Source organism: Streptomyces roseolus, from assembly GCF_014649855.1.
Classification (GTDB): domain Bacteria; phylum Actinomycetota; class Actinomycetes; order Streptomycetales; family Streptomycetaceae; genus Streptomyces; species Streptomyces roseolus.
In genome coordinates this window covers 1-16190 of sequence record NZ_BMTV01000059.1, presented here as the reverse complement: position 1 = coordinate 16190, position 16190 = coordinate 1, and the positions used below count along the sequence as shown (strand labels likewise).

Here is a 16190-nt window from a genome sequence, read left to right as displayed (position 1 = left end):
CCGCTACGAAGCGACCGTGCTGGTCGCAGCCATCAACGAGTGGCTGTGACCAGCACTTTCACAACAGACCCTAGGCCGTTTCTTCCGGGCGTTGATCCGGACGGGTGGTGTTCATCGGAAGAACTGCGCGGACGCGGCGTCGCTCCGCCGGATCCGGGTGCGCATACAGATCATGAGAAAGGTATGTAAAGCGCGCAACCCGAAGTGAACCATCCGAGAACGCCGCGTCAGCGAAAGTGAGGGGCCATGGCCACCGCCAAGGTCAAGCAGTTCTGGACCGCCTTCATCTCCGTCCTCTTCGCCCTGCTCGCCTCCGTCGGACTGGCGGCCCCCGCCGCCGCGCAGGGCCAGGCGCCGGTCACCCAGCCCGAGGAGCCGGCCGCTCCCGCCGCCCCCGTCACCTCCGAGCGCACCGCGACGGTCGTGGCGCAGAGGCGGGCGGAGCCCTGGGCGCCCCTCCGCCGCGGCTCGCTGCCGCCCACCCTCAAGCAGCGCATCGTCGCCGAGGCGCACGGCTCCTCCCCCGCCTCCCGCACGCTCCGCGCCGTCGCGCCGCTCGTGAGCGAGCCGGCCGAGCTGACCCGGCTGGCGCTCGCGACGGCCGCCTAGGGTGCGGGGAGAGCGCGACTCCTCCCTCTCCGCACCCCGGTCCGGACGCGAACCCGGACGGAACGGTCCCGGCTCAACGGCGCTCGTCGGGCTCCGTCGACCCGGTCTCCGGATCCGGCTCCGGCTCGATCCCGGGCCCGCTCCCGGTCTCGGCCTCCACCACGCTCCCGGACTCCGCGACCACCCGCGTACTGGCCTCCGACTCGACGGCCGGGGCACCGCCCGACGCGGACGGCATGCCCGAGCCCTCGTCCACCTCCGTGGGCGCCGGCGGCTCGACCAGCCAGTCGGGATTGGCCTGCCGGTCCCACCACTTCCAGGCGGCGCACGCGCCGCCGACGAGCAAGCCGAGTACGGCGAGCCCCTTCACGAGACGCCCGGTCCTGGCCCGGCGCTCCTGCTTCCTCACGATCTTCCGGACGTCGTCCGGCGTCACCTGGCCCCGTAGCGCGGCCCAGGCGGCAGTGGAACGCGACCCGGCCTCCTCAAGGACGGGACCGGTCGCGGCGACCGCGTGCTCGACACGCGGAACGGTGTAGTCGGCCACCTGATGGGCGACCGAGCGGGTCCGGGCCGCAGCGCGATGCGCGGCCACGTCGACCCGCGGCGGCACGTGCGGCGCCACGTGGGCGGCGTACCGCAGACGCGCCTGTGCGCGTGCCTGCCGAGCGGCGCTCGACACCCTGGGTGCGAGCCGCGCCCGCGCCTCGTGCGCATAGTGCGCGGCCTGGCCCTTGGCCGTGCCGGCGTACGGCGCCACCACGTCCGCGGCGTGCAGGACGCTTTCCTTCGCCGAATCCGTAGCGGCGCGCACGCTGTCCATGCGAGTCACGGGTTCCTCCTCCTCGGTGGCGAGCGATGTCGGGTTTTCGCCTTTCCATCCTTTTCGGCATCATGCCTTCCGGATCGAGGTCCGGCATGCGGGGCGGGCATCCGGGGCATGCGGCAGGAGCGGGCGGGCCGTTCGCGTCCGTCGCGTCGTGCGAGGATCGACCCGCCAGAGCCGCGGACGCGTGAGGCGATCGGATCCGCGGTGTGACGCACGATCAGGGAGGGAAGGCGGACCGTGGCCATGCCGTACGCGATCCTCAAGACCAGCGCGGGCGACATCGAGGTGCGCCTGCTGCCGTTCCACGCGCCGAAGACGGTGCGGAACTTCACCGAGCTCGCCTCGGGCGAACGCGAGTGGACCCATCCGGCCACCGGCCGGGTCTCCACCGACCCCCTCTACGACGGCACGGTCTTCCACCGGGTCATCGGCGACTTCATGATCCAGGGCGGCGACCCGCTGGGCACCGGCACGGGCGGCCCCGGCTACGAGTTCGCCGACGAGTTCCACCCGGAGCTCTGGTTCGACCGGCCGTACCTGCTGGCCATGGCCAACGCCGGGCCGGGTACCAACGGCTCCCAGTTCTTCATCACGGTCGGCCCCGCGACCTGGCTGAACCGCAAGCACACCATCTTCGGCGAGGTCGTGGACCCGAAGAGCCGTGCCGTCGTGGACGCCATCGCGCAGGTCCCCGTCGACCCGCAGACCCAGCGGCCGCTGACCGACGTCGTGGTCGAGTCCGTGGTGATCGAGCAGCGCTGACCGGGAAGAAGGGGACCCCGCCCATGGACGCGCAGTCCGGACCGCCGCACTGCTACCGCCATCCCGGCACCGAGACCGGCATCCGCTGCACCCGCTGCGAGAAGCCCATCTGCCCGGAGTGCATGATCTCCGCCTCGGTCGGCTTCCAGTGCCCCGACTGCGTCCGCAGCGGCTCGGGCACCGGGCACGCGGCCGACGCCAACCAGGCGCGGACGCTCGCGGGCGGCCGGGTCAGGACGGACGACCGCCTGGTCACCAAGATGCTCATCGGGATCTGCGTGCTCGTGTACGGGCTGGTGCTGATCCTCGGCGACCGGTTCGTCGACGAGCTCGTGCTGATCGGGTACGCGTACAACCCGCTGCTCGGCGAAGTCGTCGGGGTCGCGGACGGCGAGTGGTACCGACTCCTCTCCGCCACGGTCCTGCACCAGGAGCCCTGGCACATCCTCTTCAACCTGCTGGGCCTGTGGGTGATCGGCGGGATCGTCGAACCGGAGCTCGGCCGGTCCCGGTACGCGCTGCTGTGCCTGCTCTCCGGTCTGTCCGGCTCGGTCCTCTCCTATGTGGTCGCGGCCCCGAACCAGCCCTCGCTGGGCGCCTCGGGGATCGTCTACGGCCTCATCGGCGCCTGGGTGGTGCTGGCCCGTCGACGGCGCCACGACATGCGGCCGGTGGTCCTCTTCGTGGCCCTGTCCCTGTTGATGACGTTCACCCGTCCGGGGATCTCGTGGGAGGCGCACGTGGGGGGACTCGTGGCCGGCGCGCTGGTGACGTACGTGCTCGTGCGGGCGCCCCGACGCCGCCGCGAGCTCATCCAGTACGGCGCCTGTGGACTGGTGCTGCTCCTCGACCTGGGCGTCGCCGTGGGCCGGACCATGGCGCTCACCTGAGCGCCTGAGGCTGTGGAAGAGCTGGGGAGCGAGCTTTCCCCAGAGTTATCCACAGTGTGTGGCGAGTTCTCCCCATCAGGGGAGGAAAGGCCGAGCCCCCTGCCTCTGACCTGGAGTTTCTCCAGAGAGGCAGGGGGCTCCAGCCCACTGTGGACAGATGTTCGCGGCTCTGCCCACGTCAACCCGGTGTGGGTTATCCACAGATCTTCGTAAGTTATCCAGTGCTGTGCACAACGCTGTGGATAAACTCAGGGGTGAGCTTGACGGCAGCGGGAAAGACCCGCTAAGCGCCGCTAAGCCGCTCACTTCCACTGCGTGGAGACACCGAAGCCGGCGGCGATGAAACCGAAGCCGACCACGATGTTCCAGTTCCGGATCGACTCGATCGGAAGCGAACCGTCGGTGACGTAGAAGACCACGATCCACACCAGACCGATGGCGAACAGGGCCAGCATCACCGGGGCGACCCAGCTGCGGTTCGTCAGCTTGATGTTGGCGGCCTGCTTCGCCGGCGGGGGCGTGTAGTCGGCCTTCTTGCGGATCCGTGACTTCGGCACGAGGGACTCTCCTGTCGATGCGCTGCGTGACCGCGCAGGGAACTGTGGCTGTCGCCGGGATGTGACGTAGCAGGTCCACTGCGCCCCCCGGGCGTCCGTTAGCGTAGTGGTTCCGCGGCGCAGAAGGGGATCAGGGTACGTTGAGCAATTCCGCCGACACTCCGGGCGAACCCCCCGTCGGACCGGCCGGGGCCGGCCGCTGGCGTCCCGTCCGCCTCCTCACCCTGGGCGTCTTCGCCCTCGCCGGGCTGCTCTTCGTCACGAGCTTCAACACCGCCAAGGGCACCAACATCCGCACGGACGCCTCCCTGCTGAGGCTCTCCGACCTCATCGAGGAACGCAGCCACAAGAACGCCGGCCTCGACGAGTCCACCGCCGTGCTGCGCGACCAGGTCGACACCCTCGCCGCCCGCGACGACGGCTCCACCGCCGCCGAGGACCGTCGCCTCAAGGCCCTGGAGACCGCCGCCGGCACCACCGAGATCTCCGGTCCCGGCCTCACCGTCACGCTGAACGACGCCCCGCCCGGTGCCCAGGCCGCCCCCGGCTACCCCGAGCCGCAGGCCAACGACCTGGTCATCCACCAGCAGGACCTCCAGGCCGTCGTCAACGCCCTGTGGGAGGGCGGCGCCGAAGGCATCCGCGTCATGGACCAGCGGCTCATCTCCACCAGCGCGGTCCGCTGCGTCGGCAACACCCTGATCCTCCAGGGCCGGGTCTACTCGCCGCCCTACAAGATCACCGCCGTCGGTGACCGGGGGAAGCTCGACAAGGCCCTCGCGGACTCCCCCGCGCTCCAGAACTACCAGCTGTACGTGAAGGCCTACGGCCTCGGCTGGAAGGTCGACGACCACAAGAACGTCACCCTTCCCGGCTACGCCGGCGCGGTCGACCTCCACCAGGCCAAGCCCGCCGCATAGCCCGGTTCGGGACCGGTTGTCCACAGGCTTCGGACAGCTTCCCCCCGACGGGGCCCCCGCCCCGTACTCTGGTGCCCGTAACGAACGGAAGGGGCGGTCGGACGTCATGTACGGATGGATCTGGCGGCATCTGCCGGGCAACGCCTGGGTGAAGGCGCTGATCTCGGTCGTGCTGGTCCTCGCGGTCGTCTACGTCCTCTTCCAGTACGTGTTCCCCTGGGCGGAGCCTCTGCTTCCGTTCAACGATGTGACGGTGGACGGCCAGTGAGCGCGCGAATTCTCGTCGTCGACAACTACGACAGCTTCGTCTTCAACCTCGTGCAGTACCTCTACCAGCTCGGCGCCGAGTGCGAGGTGCTCCGCAACGACGAGGTGGAGCTGAGCCACGCCCAGGACGGCTTCGACGGCGTCCTGCTGTCCCCCGGGCCCGGCGCCCCCGAGCAGGCCGGCGTCTGCATCGACATGGTGCGGCACTGCGCCGCCACCGGCGTCCCGGTCTTCGGCGTCTGCCTCGGCATGCAGTCGATGGCCGTGGCCTACGGCGGTGTCGTCGACCGCGCCCCCGAGCTGCTCCACGGCAAGACCTCGCCCGTGGTCCACGAGGGCAAGGGCGTCTTCGCAGGCCTTCCCTCGCCGTTCACGGCCACCCGCTACCACTCGCTGGCCGCCGAGCCGGCCGACCTGCCCGCCGAGCTCGAAGTGACCGCGCGGACCGAGGACGGCATCATCATGGGCCTCCGCCACCGCGAACTGACCGTCGAGGGCGTCCAGTTCCACCCCGAGTCGGTGCTCACCGAGCACGGCCACCTGATGCTCGCCAACTGGCTGGTGCAGTGCGGAGACGAGGGAGCGGTCGGCCGGTCGGCGGGGCTCGCGCCGGTGGTGGGCAAGGCCGTCGCGTGACGACGGGCTCACCGTGGTTCCGGGCCTCCGGGCAGCCCGGCGCCGAGCCGATACCCGAGGACCACGGACCCCGAGCGCACGAGCAGCGCCCGTACGAACCGGGCCCCTACGAGCAGCAGGGCGCCCACGAGCAGCAGGGCCCGTACGAGCAGAGTGCGTACGGCTACGAGCAGCAGGGCCCGTACCCGTATCCGTATCCGGCCGAGCCGTCGTACGGGGACGGCGCCGGTGCCGGGGCGGGGGCCGGGTACCCGGACGGGTACGGGCACCAGACGCCGCACCCGTACGAGACACGGACGCCCGGCTACGAGGCACAGCCCACCGCGTACGAGGCACAGCCCACCGCGTACGAGGCCCACGCCCCCGTCCACGGTGCCCCGCCCGCCACCGAAGCCCCGGGGGAAGCCTTCCACGAGCCCATACGCGAGCCGTACGGGGCCGAGGGGACCCGGGAGCTGCCCGTGGTCGCGGAGGAGGCTCCGAGGCCCGTGGAGGCCCTCCCCGGGCCGGGGCGGGCCGAGCGCCGGCGGGCCGCCGCCAAGCAGGGCCGCGGGAAGGGCCGCCCGGCGTCCGGAGCGGCCACCGGGAGGTCCGCCGGGAGCACCGCCGAGCGCCCCCTCTCGCGGGTCGAGGCCCGCCGTGCCGCCCGGGAGGCGAAGGCCGCCAAGGACAGCGTCGGCGTCGTCGTCGGCGAGCTGTTCATCACCCTCGGCGTCGTCATGCTCCTCTTCGTCGCCTACCAGCTGTGGTGGACCAACGTCCTCGCCGGCCAGGAGACCGACCAGGCCAAGGAGCGCATCGAGGACACCTGGGCCAAGGGCGAGAACAAGCCGGACGTCTTCGCCCCCGGTGAGGGCTTCGCCATCATGTACATCCCCAAGCTGGACGTCGTCGTCCCCGTCGCCGAGGGCATCAGCAAGCCCAAGGTCCTCGACAAGGGCATGGTCGGCCACTACGGCGAGGGCAAGCTCAAGACCGCCATGCCCTCCGACAAGCAGGGCAACTTCGCGGTCGCCGGTCACCGCAACACCCACGGCGAGCCGTTCCGGTACATCAACCGCCTCAAGCCCGGCGACCCCATCGTCGTCGAGACGCAGGACGCCTACTACACGTACGAGATGGCGAGCATCCTCCCGCAGACCGCGCCCTCGAACATCGCCGTCATCGACCCGATCCCCAAGGGATCCGGCTTCACCGAGCCCGGCCGCTACATCACCCTGACCACCTGCACGCCCGAGTTCACCAGCACCTACCGCATGATCGTCTGGGGAAAGCTGGTCGAGGAACGCCCGCGCAGCAAGGGAAAGCCGACCGCGCTCGTAGGCTGAGACCCCACACCTCCAGAAGGGACGAGGGCCGACCCAGTGTCACGCGCGCGCAACCGGATCGCCGGGCTCATCAGCGTCTTCGGTGAACTCCTCATCACAGCCGGCCTCGTGCTCGGGCTCTTCGTCGTCTACTCCCTGTGGTGGACGAACGTCCTCGCCGACCGCGCCGCCGACAAGGAAGGCGCGCAGGTCCGCGGCGAATGGGCCGACCAGGGCCCCGGCGCCCTCGACACCAAGGGGGGCCTCGGCTTCCTCCACGTCCCCGCCTTCGGCGGCGACGAGATCCTGGTGAAGCGGGGCACCGAGAGCGACGTCCTCAACAACGGCGTCGCCGGCTACTACACCGAACCCGTGAAGTCCGCCCTCCCGCAGGACGAGCGGGGCAACTTCACCCTCGCCGCCCACCGGGACGGCCACGGCGCCAAGTTCCACAACATCCACAAGTTGAAGAACGGCGATCCGATCGTCTTCGAGTCCAAGGACACCTGGTACGTCTACAAGGTCTACAAGACGCTCCCGGAGACCACGAAGTACAACGTGGACGTCCTCCAGCCGGTCCCCGAGGAGTCCGGCAAGAAGGAGCCCGGCCGGTACATCACCCTCACCACCTGCACCCCGATGTACACCTCCGACTACCGCTACATCGTGTGGGGCGAGCTGGCCCGCACGGAGAAGGTCGACGCGGACCGCACCCCGCCGGCCGAACTCCGCTGACCGGTCCCGGCACCTGGAACGGGGAGAGCCCCGGAGCCCCGTGAAGGGCTCCGGGGCTCTCCCCGTCACTCGGAAGCGGGTCAGTCGAACCAGCCGCCGATGTTGCCGTCGCCGTTGCCGCCGTCCTGCTGGCCGCCGTTCCCGTCGCCGTTGCCGCCGGGGTTGCCCCCGCCGTTCACGTCGGCGGTGAACAGGGTGACCGAGCCGCCCTTGTTGACCGTCTGACCGCCGGCGGGCGCCGACTGGACGACACGGGCGTCGTCCTTGTCGACACCGGCCACCACGACCGTCACGCCCTGGCTCTGGAACCAGTCCCGGACTTCCTTCAGCGTCTTCCCGGCGAGGTCACCGGGGATCGTGACCGGGGTCACCTGCGGACCCTTCGAGACCTTCAGCTTGATCTCGACGTCCAGCGGCTGGTTGCTCGGGCCGCTCGGAGTCTGCTCCAGGACCATGCCCTTGGGCTGGTCGCTGTCGACCTCCTCCTGCTTCACGTCGGTGAAGCCGAGGCCGTTCAGCTGCTGGAGCGCCAGGCTGATGTCGCGGCCCGTCACCAGAGGCAGGTTCGTCAGCTTCTGCTTGGCGACGGTGAGGGTCACCTCGGAGTTCTTCTCGGCCTTGGTGCCGTTCTGCGGGTTCTGCCGCAGGACGGTGCCGGGGTCCTCCGAGGACTCCTCCTCCTCGACCTTGACCTTGAAGCCCTTGCCCTCCAGGGTCTCCTTCGCCCGCTGGAGCGACTGCTCCTGGACGTCCGGGACCTCCACGAGCGGCGCGCCCTCGGAGACCCACACCTGGATCGTGCCGTCGATCGGCATCTTGGCGGCGCCGTCGGAGGCCGGATCCTGGCGGCAGATGGCGCCGGTGGGCTGGTCGCAGCGCTCCTTGCCCGCTTCCACCAGCTGCACCCGGGCGTTGGTCGCGGACTTCTGCGCGTCGGGCATCGTCTGGCCGACGAGCAGCGGCACCTGTGTCTGCTGCGGGGTGTCGTTGGTGTCCATGAGGTACTTCGCGATGAAGATCGCGCCGACCAGGACCAGGACGCCGCAGAGCGCCAGCAGGATCGTCGAGGCGTTCGACTTCTTCTGGCCGCCGCCGCGGCGGCGGTCCGGACGGTCGTCGTAGCCGTCGTGCCCGCCGTACCCACCGCCGTAGCCGCCGTCCTGCTGGACGGGCGGCATCATCGTCGTCTGGCCGGCCGGGTCGGCCTGGCGCAGCGCCGTCGTCGGCTGGTCCTCCGGCGGATAGCCGTAGCCGTTGTACGCCGGGGCGCCCGCCATGCCCATCGCGGCGGCGGCCGCGACCGGCTGCCCGTCGAGGCAGGCCTCGATGTCCGCGCGCATCTCGTCGGCGGACTGGTAGCGGTAGTCGGGGTCCTTGACCAGCGCCTTGAGGACGATGGCGTCCATCTCGGGCGTGATCTCGGCGTCGAAGTTGCTCGGCGGCTGCGGCTCCTCGCGGACGTGCTGGTAGGCCACGGCCACGGGGGAGTCGCCGATGAACGGCGGCCGGACGGTCAGCAGCTCGTAGAGCAGGCAGCCGGTGGAGTACAGGTCGGAGCGCGCGTCGACCTGCTCGCCCTTGGCCTGCTCCGGCGAGAGGTACTGGGCTGTGCCGATGACCGCCGCGGTCTGCGTCATGGTCATGCCCGCGTCGCCCATGGCGCGCGCGATGCCGAAGTCCATGACCTTGACCTGGCCCGTACGGGTCAGCATCACGTTCGCGGGCTTGATGTCGCGGTGCACGATGCCAGCGCGGTGCGAGTACTCGAGGGCCTGGAGGATGCCGACGGTCATCTCCAGGGTGCGCTCGGGCAGCAGCTTGCGGCCCGAGTGGAGCAGCTCACGGAGCGTCGACCCGTCGACGTACTCCATCACGATGTACGGGATGGAGACCCCGTCGACGTAGTCCTCGCCGGTGTCGTAGACGGCGACGATCGCCGGGTGGTTCAGGGAGGCGGCGGACTGTGCCTCACGGCGGAACCGGGCCTGGAAGGACGGGTCACGGGCCAGGTCGGCCCGCAGCGTCTTCACGGCGACGGTGCGGCCGAGCCGGGTGTCCTGGGCGAGGTACACCTCGGCCATGCCACCGCGGCCGAGCACCGAGCCCAGCTCGTACCGGCCGCCGAGGCGACGCGGCTCTTCCATAGCTAATCCAGCCCTCTCCGTCTGTCCCGACCGCACCCTGGGGTGGTCCGGCGGTGTGTGCTGTCCGCGCATACGGTACCGGCCCCGAAGAGCCGGACCGCGCGCGGAGGGCAGCTGATACCTGACCGGTACCTGGCGGGCACCGGCCCTCCGCGAGATCAGCCGCGGCTCTTCAGAACCGCCTTCATGACCGCCTTCGCGATCGGCGCGGCGAGGCCGCCACCGCTGATGTCCTCACGGCCGACACCCTCGGCGTCCTCGACGATCACGGCGACGGCGACCGGGGAACCCTGGTCGGTCTTGGCGTACGAGATGAACCACGCGTACGGGCGCTTGGCGTTCTTCTCGCCGTGCTGCGCGGTACCGGTCTTTCCGCCGACCTTCACGCCGCTCATCTTGAGGTCGGCCTTGGCGCCGGTGCCGTTCGAGACGACGTTCTCCATCATCGCCTGGAGCTTCTGGGCGTTCTCCGGAGAGACCGGCTGGCTCATCTCCTCCGGCTCGTTCTGCTTGATCACGTCCAGGTTCGGGGCGCGCAGCTGGTCGATCATGTACGGCTTCATCAGCTTGCCGTCGTTGGCGATCGCCGCCGTGACCATCGCCATCTGGAGCGGGGTCGTCGCGGTGTTGAACTGGCCGATGGAGGAGAGCGCGTTTCCACCGCGGTCGGCGTTCTTGTCGTAGACCGAGGCGGCGGAGCGGACCGGGGTGAACTGCTCGGCGTTGAAGCCGAACTTCTCGGCCGTCTCCACCATCTTGTCGCGGCCGACGTCGTCACCGAGCTTGGCGAAGACCGAGTTGCAGGAGATCCGCAGGGCCTCGTTGAGGCTGGCGTTGGCGCAGCCGCCCGAGTGGTTCTTCATCGGCAGCGTGGAGAGCGGGATCTTCCAGCCCTCGGGGGTGTCGGTCGACGCGTCGATGTCCTTGACCTTGCCGGCCTCCAGCGCGGCGGCGGCGGTCACGACCTTGAAGACGGAGCCGGGAGGGTAGATCTCGCGCAGGGCGCGGTTCTGCTTCGGCTTGTTCTTGTCCTTCTCCAGGGCGACCCAGGCCTTCTCGTCCTTGCCCGAGTAGCCGGCGAAGGACGACGGGTCGTACGAGGGGGTGGACGCCAGCGCCAGGATCTTGCCGGTCGACGGCTCGATCGCGACGACGGCGCCGGTGTTCTTCCCCAGGCCCTCGAAGGCGGCCTTCTGCGCGGCGCCGTTGAGGGTGGTGACGACGTCGCCGCCCTTCTTCTTCTCCCCGGTGAACATCGACAGGGTCCGGTCGAAGAAGAGCCGGTCGTCGTTGCCGGTGAGGATGCCGTCCTCGATCTTCTCGATCTGGTTGGCGTCGTACGCCTGGGAGGCGTAGCCGGTCACGGGGGCCCACATGGGGCCGTCGACGTAGGTCCGCTTGAACTTGAAGTACTCGTCCCCGGAGTCGACGGAGCCGGTGATCGGCTTCCCGTCGACGATGATGTTGCCCCGCTCGTTGGCGTATCGCTCGATGCGGACACGGGTGTTCTTCGGGTGCGCGTTCAGCTCGTCGGCGCGGACGAACTGGAGCCAGTTGTCGCGCAGGAGCAGGGCGAGGACGAGCAGGCCGCAGAAGATCGCGACCCGGCGCAGCGGCTTGTTCACGGACGGACCACCTGGGTCATCTCGGCGTCGGGATTCGGGGCGGGGGAGGGCGCCGGGCGGCGCGCGGTGTCGCTGATCCGGATCAGGATGCCGATCAGGGCCCAGTTGGCGATCACGGACGAACCGCCGTACGCGAGGAACGGCATCGTCATGCCGGTGAGCGGGATGAGGCCCATCACGCCGCCGGCGACGACGAACACCTGGAGTGCGAAGGCGCCGGACAGACCCATCGCGAGCAGCTTGCCGAACGGGTCGCGGGCGGCGAGGGAGGTACGGATGCCGCGCTCGATGATCAGGCCGTACAGCAGCAGGAAGACCATGACGCCGGTCAGGCCGAGCTCCTCGCCGACGGTGGCGAAGATGAAGTCGGAGTTGGCGGCGAACTGGATCAGGTCGGAGTTGCCCTGGCCGAGACCGGTGCCGAGGATGCCGCCCGATCCGAAGGACATGAGGACCTGGGTCATCTGGTCGCAGGCGTACGCCATGTTCGAGCTCTCGGGCGCCGTCTTGAGGCACTCGAAGGGGTCGAGCCAGGCGGCGACACGCGACTGGACGTGGCTGGCGGTGGACCCGACGGCCACCGCGCCGGCGACGGCCATCAGCAGACCCATGACGATCCAGCTGGTCCGCTCGGTGGCCACGTACAGCATGATCACGAACATGCCGAAGAAGAGCAGCGACGTACCGAGGTCGTTCTCGAAGACCAGGATGAGGAGGCTGACCGCCCAGATCGTCAGGATCGGGCCCAGGTCACGGCCGCGCGGCAGGTACAGCCCCATGAAGCGGCGGCTGGCCAGCGCGAGGGCGTCCCGCTTCACCATCAGGTAGCCGGAGAAGAACACGGCGAGGACCAGCTTGGCGAACTCGCCGGGCTGGATGGAGAAGCCGCCGATACGGATCCAGATCTTGGCGCCGAAGACATCGGTGCCGAGACCGGGCACGAGCGGCAGCAGGAGCAGGAAGAGCGCCACGACCATGGAGATGTACGTGTAGCGCTGCAGGACACGGTGGTCCTTCAGGAGCAGCAGCACGCCCACGAACATGGCGATGCCGATCGCGGAGTACATCATCTGGTTCGGCGCGGAGGGGCTGAAGGCCCCGTAACTGCGCTTCGCCAGGTCGATCAGCCGAGGCGACTGGTCCAGCCGCCAGATCAGCACCAGCCCCATGCCGTTGAGCAGGGTCGCCAGTGGCAGCAGCAGCGGGTCCGCGTACGGCGCCCACTTGCGTACGACGAGGTGGGCGACGGTCGCGAGGAGCGCCAGGCCGAGCCCGTAGCCGAGCATGCCGGACGGGACCTCGCCGTCCAGCGCGAGACCCACGTTGAGGTACGCGAACACCGGGATGGCGACGGCGAAGGCGAGCAGCGCCAGCTCGGTGTTGCGGCGGCTCGGCGCCTCGATCGCGCCGATGGTGGTCGTGTTGGTGACAACGCTCATGGTGGTGAAAGGCCCCCTACGGGTCTTACTGCTTGCCGCAGTTCGAGGCCAGCTTCTGCTCCTCGGCGGTGAGGGTGGGGCCCGGGCTCGGCGCGGCCGCGGTGGGCTGGGCTCCGGGCTTGGCGTCCGCGCCGTCGGCCTGCTTCTCGGCGTCGGCGGCGGCCTTCTCCTTGTCGGCCTTCTCCTTGGCCAGGCGGCGCTCTTCGGTCTTCTTGCAGGCCGAGGCCTGCACGGACAGCTCGGAGATCTTCGCCTGGGCCTTGGCGAGGCTGCCGCCCGCGATGGTGTCCTCGACCTGCTTCCGCTGGTAGGCGGGGAGGTACTTGAGTTCGATCTCGGGGTGGTCCTTCTCGACCTCCGAGAGCTTCACCCACGCGAGGTCCTGGCTGATGCCCCGGTACAACGCCACGTGCTCGGCGTTGGAGCCCACGAAGTACTGGGTCTGCGTCCAGCGCCAGCCGCCGTACGCGCCGCCGGCGAGGACGCCGAGGGCGAGGAGGAGGATCAGGGTGCGGCCGATCCACCGCCGCTTGCGGCGCGGCTTGACGAAGTCGTCGTCGGCGTACGAGTCGAAGGCGCCGTGCGGCGGGCCGCCGTAACCGTGGTCGTCGCCGCTGCCGGGCGGGCCGAAGCCGCCGGCGGGCGGCTGGTGGTGCGGGGCGGGGCGGCCGAGCCCGGAGGCGCGGCCGGCCGGGGTCTGCATGGCGCCGCCGTCGTTCAGCTGCTGCTGGTTCTCGGCGACCGCGCCGACGACGACCGGGGTGTCGCTGAGGTGGCCGGCGAGGGTGTCGCCGCCGTCGACGTCGAGGACGTCGGCGACGATCACCGTGATGTTGTCGGGGCCGCCGCCGCGCAGCGCGAGCTGGATCAGCTCCTGCACGGTCTCCTGCGGGCCCTGGTAGCTGGCGAGGGTGTCCTCCAGGGTCTGGTGGGACACCACGCCGGACAGGCCGTCTGAGCAGATCAGGTACCGGTCGCCGGCGCGGACCTCACGGATGGAGAGGTCGGGCTCGACGTGGTCGCCGCTGCCGAGCGCGCGCATCAGGAGCGAGCGCTGCGGGTGGGTGGTGGCCTCCTCCTCGGTGATCCGGCCCTCGTCGACGAGCCGCTGGACCCAGGTGTGGTCCTGGGTGATCTGGGTGAGGACGCCGTCGCGCAGCAGGTAGGCGCGGGAGTCGCCGACGTGCACGAGGCCGAGGCGCTGACCGGTCCACAGCAGGGCGGTGAGCGTGGTGCCCATGCCCTCCAGCTGCGGGTCCTCCTCGACCATCATCCGGAGCTGGTCGTTGGCGCGCTGCACCGCCGTGCCGAGCGAGGTGAGGATGTCGGAGCCCGGGATGTCGTCGTCGAGGACGACGAGCGTGGAGATCACCTCGGAGGAGGCGACCTCGCCGGCGGCCTGGCCGCCCATGCCGTCGGCGATCGCGAGGAGGCGCGGACCGGCGTAGCCGGAGTCCTCGTTGCCCTCGCGGATCATGCCCTTGTGCGAGCCCGCGGCGAATCGCAGGGAGAGACTCATGCCCACCTGCCCTGTCGCCGCTGCATCGGGGTACAGCCGGTCTCGACCCACACTGCCCACCCTCCGGTCGCTCCGGTCAGCTCGCTCATTGTCGTACTACTTCCGCAGCTCGATGACGGTCTTGCCGATGCGGATCGGCGCCCCCAGCGGAATCGGCGTCGCGGTGGTGAGGCGGGTCCGGTCGAGGTACGTGCCGTTCGTGGACCCGAGGTCCTCGACGATCCACTGGCCGTCCCGGTCGGGGTAGATCCGGGCGTGCCGGCTGGAGGCGTAGTCGTCGTCCAGCACGATCGTCGAGTCGTGCGCCCGGCCCAGGGTGATCGTCTGCCCCTGCAGGGCGACGGTGGTGCCCGTGAGGGTGCCCTCGGAGACGACCAGCTTGGTCGGGGCGCCGCGCCGCGACCGGCCACCGCCGGACGGCGGCTGCTGCTGGCCGCGCTGCGGCGGCGGAGCGGCCTGGCGGCCGCCCTGCTGGGTGCGCGCCTCCTGGCGCCGGGAACCGCGCTGGGTCACCCGCGTGCCGAAGAGGTCACTGCGGATGACCTGGACGGCCACGATGACGAACAGCCACAGAACGGCCAGGAAACCCAGCCGCATGACCGTCAGGGTCAGCTCTGACATTGCCCCCGCTTCACCCTTCGGCTTGCCGGTAAACGATGGTGGTGCTGCCCACGACGATCCGCGAGCCGTCGCGGAGCGTAGCGCGGGTGGTGTGCTGCCCGTCCACCACGATGCCGTTGGTGGATCCGAGATCCTGGATCGTCGAGGGCGTTCCGGTCCGGATCTCGCAGTGCCGGCGGGAGACGCCGGGATCGTCGATCCTCACGTCCGCGTCGGTGCTGCGGCCGAGGACCAGGGTCGGGCGGGAGATCTGGTGGCGGTTGCCGTTGATCTCGATCCAGCGGCGCACCTGGGCGCCGCCGGGCGCCGCGGGACGGCCGCCGCCGGCGGCGGGCCGGTGACCCGCGCCGCCGGGGGGCGGCGAGGCGGGCATCGGCGGAGCGCCGGGCGGGGGACCCTGCGGCGGGTACCCGTAGCCGCCCTGCCCCTGGTGCGGGCGGGGCTGCTGGTGGGGCTGCTGCCCCTGCTGCGGCTGAGGCTGGGACGTGCTCGACGCGAGCGTACGGCTGCGCACCCGGTACAGGCCGGTGTCGAGGTCATCGGCCTTCTCCAGGTGGACCTTGATCGGTCCCATGAAGGTGTACCGCTGCTGCTTGGCGTAGTCGCGGACCAGCCCGGCGAGCTCGTCGCCCAGTTGCCCCGAGTAGGGGCTCAGGCGCTCGTAGTCGGGCGCGCTGAGCTCCACGATGAAGTCATTGGGGACGACGGTCCGCTCGCGGTTCCAGATCTGCGCGTTGTTGTCGCACTCGCGCTGGAGCGCGCCGGCGATCTCGACCGGCTGGACCTCGGACTTGAACACCTTGGCGAAGGTGCCGTTGACCAGACCTTCGAGACGCTGCTCGAAACGCTTCAGGACTCCCATGGGGCACCTCCTCCGTCGTTGCCGTCCTGGTACTGCTTACTGATCGTATCCACGCGTCGGGAAATCGGCTGGTTCCCCTTCTCTGCCCTGTGGACGAGTGTCACCTCTCACAGGCCCTCCCCCCAGGGATCGTAGAGGGGGCCTGTGGACAGTGTCCCGCACGAGGCTGTCCGACAGGAGGGGCGGAGGAGGCGAGCCGTCCCGCGGGGCGCGGCCGCCGACGCCGCAACCTCCCGCTTCTCCCCGTCTCTCCCCACTCTCCCCTTCTCTCCGGTCTCTCCCCTGTGTCCCTTCTCTCCTTCTTCTCCCGGTCCCTCGCCCGCCCTTTCTCCCGGGCCCCTTCCGCTCCTCTTCCTGTCCCCCCGCTTGCCTGGCCCGCCCCCGGCCTCCCGCCCCCGGCCTCCCGCCTCCTGCCCCCGGCCTCCCGCCTCCTGCCCCCGGCCTCCCGCCTCCTGCCCCCGGCCTCCC

Annotated in this window: 16 protein-coding genes; 8 read left to right on the top strand and 8 right to left on the bottom strand. The window is 70.3% G+C overall.

Annotated features, from left to right (window positions below; translation table 11 throughout):
- The first annotated feature begins 246 nt into the window (after positions 1–246).
- The gene (locus tag IE245_RS36055; protein ID WP_189955606.1) at positions 247–609 is read left to right on the top strand and encodes a DUF6344 domain-containing protein; all 363 of its coding nucleotides are present in this window, start codon (positions 247–249) and stop codon (positions 607–609) included.
- 73 nt (positions 610–682) lie between these two features.
- Here IE245_RS36055 and IE245_RS36050 read toward each other — a convergent pair whose 3' ends face one another.
- Positions 683–1441 (bottom strand): DUF5324 family protein, encoded by a 759-nt coding sequence (locus IE245_RS36050; RefSeq protein WP_189955604.1) that lies wholly within the window; start codon positions 1439–1441, stop codon positions 683–685.
- Between the two features lie 240 nt (positions 1442–1681).
- Here IE245_RS36050 and IE245_RS36045 point away from each other — a divergent pair, with 240 nt between their 5' ends.
- Positions 1682–2200 (top strand): peptidylprolyl isomerase, encoded by a 519-nt coding sequence (locus IE245_RS36045; RefSeq protein WP_189955608.1) that lies wholly within the window; start codon positions 1682–1684, stop codon positions 2198–2200.
- A gap of 23 nt (positions 2201–2223) precedes the next feature.
- A complete protein-coding gene (locus IE245_RS36040; protein ID WP_189955602.1) occupies positions 2224–3090 on the top strand; it encodes a rhomboid family intramembrane serine protease in 867 nt (288 codons plus the stop codon).
- A gap of 302 nt (positions 3091–3392) precedes the next feature.
- Here IE245_RS36040 and crgA read toward each other — a convergent pair whose 3' ends face one another.
- The gene (gene crgA, locus IE245_RS36035; RefSeq protein ID WP_030493743.1) at positions 3393–3647 is read right to left on the bottom strand and encodes a cell division protein CrgA; all 255 of its coding nucleotides are present in this window, start codon (positions 3645–3647) and stop codon (positions 3393–3395) included.
- A 140-nt stretch (positions 3648–3787) separates the two neighbouring features.
- Between crgA and IE245_RS36030 the strand changes: the two genes are divergently transcribed.
- From IE245_RS36030 to IE245_RS36010, 5 genes are all read left to right on the top strand, one after another.
- Positions 3788–4567, top strand: coding sequence for a DUF881 domain-containing protein (locus IE245_RS36030; RefSeq protein ID WP_189955600.1), 780 nt, complete (start codon positions 3788–3790; stop codon positions 4565–4567).
- 106 nt (positions 4568–4673) lie between these two features.
- Entirely contained in the window at positions 4674–4835 is a 162-nt protein-coding gene (locus IE245_RS36025; RefSeq protein ID WP_030493741.1) for a hypothetical protein, read from the top strand.
- Entirely contained in the window at positions 4832–5470 is a 639-nt protein-coding gene (locus tag IE245_RS36020) for an aminodeoxychorismate/anthranilate synthase component II (protein ID WP_189955598.1), read from the top strand. Before IE245_RS36025 ends, IE245_RS36020 begins: the two co-directional genes overlap by 4 nt.
- Positions 5467–6798 (top strand): class E sortase, encoded by a 1332-nt coding sequence (locus tag IE245_RS36015; protein ID WP_189955596.1) that lies wholly within the window; start codon positions 5467–5469, stop codon positions 6796–6798. Before IE245_RS36020 ends, IE245_RS36015 begins: the two co-directional genes overlap by 4 nt.
- Before the next feature lie 36 nt (positions 6799–6834).
- Positions 6835–7512 carry a class E sortase gene (locus tag IE245_RS36010; protein WP_189955594.1) on the top strand — a complete coding sequence of 226 codons (678 nt, stop codon included), beginning with the start codon at positions 6835–6837 and terminating at the stop codon, positions 7510–7512.
- A gap of 80 nt (positions 7513–7592) precedes the next feature.
- Here IE245_RS36010 and pknB read toward each other — a convergent pair whose 3' ends face one another.
- The 6 genes from pknB to IE245_RS35980 all read right to left on the bottom strand — a co-directional run bounded on the left by pknB (position 7593) and on the right by IE245_RS35980 (position 15722).
- On the bottom strand, positions 7593–9656 hold the full coding sequence (pknB, locus tag IE245_RS36005) for a Stk1 family PASTA domain-containing Ser/Thr kinase (RefSeq protein ID WP_189955592.1): 2064 nt from the start codon (positions 9654–9656) through the stop codon (positions 7593–7595).
- A 158-nt stretch (positions 9657–9814) separates the two neighbouring features.
- Positions 9815–11281 carry a peptidoglycan D,D-transpeptidase FtsI family protein gene (locus IE245_RS36000; protein WP_189955590.1) on the bottom strand — a complete coding sequence of 489 codons (1467 nt, stop codon included), beginning with the start codon at positions 11279–11281 and terminating at the stop codon, positions 9815–9817.
- Complete coding sequence (locus tag IE245_RS35995; protein ID WP_189955588.1) at positions 11278–12720, bottom strand: FtsW/RodA/SpoVE family cell cycle protein; 1443 nt, start codon at positions 12718–12720, stop codon at positions 11278–11280. The genes IE245_RS36000 and IE245_RS35995 overlap by 4 nt, the downstream gene beginning before the upstream one ends.
- A 25-nt stretch (positions 12721–12745) precedes the next feature.
- A complete protein-coding gene (locus tag IE245_RS35990; RefSeq protein WP_189955586.1) occupies positions 12746–14239 on the bottom strand; it encodes a Stp1/IreP family PP2C-type Ser/Thr phosphatase in 1494 nt (497 codons plus the stop codon).
- A 96-nt stretch (positions 14240–14335) separates the two neighbouring features.
- Entirely contained in the window at positions 14336–14860 is a 525-nt protein-coding gene (locus IE245_RS35985) for an FHA domain-containing protein FhaB/FipA (protein WP_189955584.1), read from the bottom strand.
- Positions 14861–14870: 10 nt separating this feature from the next.
- Entirely contained in the window at positions 14871–15722 is an 852-nt protein-coding gene (locus tag IE245_RS35980) for an FHA domain-containing protein (protein ID WP_189955582.1), read from the bottom strand.
- Positions 15723–16190: the final 468 nt, after the last annotated feature.

What these genes read in the sequence shown, in the direction of transcription:
- IE245_RS36055 (WP_189955606.1), top strand. Translation starts at nt 247, where the DNA reads ATGGCCACCGCCAAGGTCAAGCAGTTCTGGACCGCCTTCATCTCCGTC.
- IE245_RS36045 (WP_189955608.1), top strand. Translation starts at nt 1,682, where the DNA reads ATGCCGTACGCGATCCTCAAGACCAGCGCGGGCGACATCGAGGTGCGC.
- IE245_RS36040 (WP_189955602.1), top strand. Translation starts at nt 2,224, where the DNA reads ATGGACGCGCAGTCCGGACCGCCGCACTGCTACCGCCATCCCGGCACC.
- IE245_RS36025 (WP_030493741.1), top strand. Translation starts at nt 4,674, where the DNA reads ATGTACGGATGGATCTGGCGGCATCTGCCGGGCAACGCCTGGGTGAAG.
- pknB (WP_189955592.1), bottom strand. Translation starts at nt 9,656, where the DNA reads ATGGAAGAGCCGCGTCGCCTCGGCGGCCGGTACGAGCTGGGCTCGGTG.
- IE245_RS35995 (WP_189955588.1), bottom strand. Translation starts at nt 12,720, where the DNA reads ATGAGCGTTGTCACCAACACGACCACCATCGGCGCGATCGAGGCGCCG.
- IE245_RS35990 (WP_189955586.1), bottom strand. Translation starts at nt 14,239, where the DNA reads ATGAGTCTCTCCCTGCGATTCGCCGCGGGCTCGCACAAGGGCATGATC.
- IE245_RS35985 (WP_189955584.1), bottom strand. Translation starts at nt 14,860, where the DNA reads ATGTCAGAGCTGACCCTGACGGTCATGCGGCTGGGTTTCCTGGCCGTT.
- IE245_RS35980 (WP_189955582.1), bottom strand. Translation starts at nt 15,722, where the DNA reads ATGGGAGTCCTGAAGCGTTTCGAGCAGCGTCTCGAAGGTCTGGTCAAC.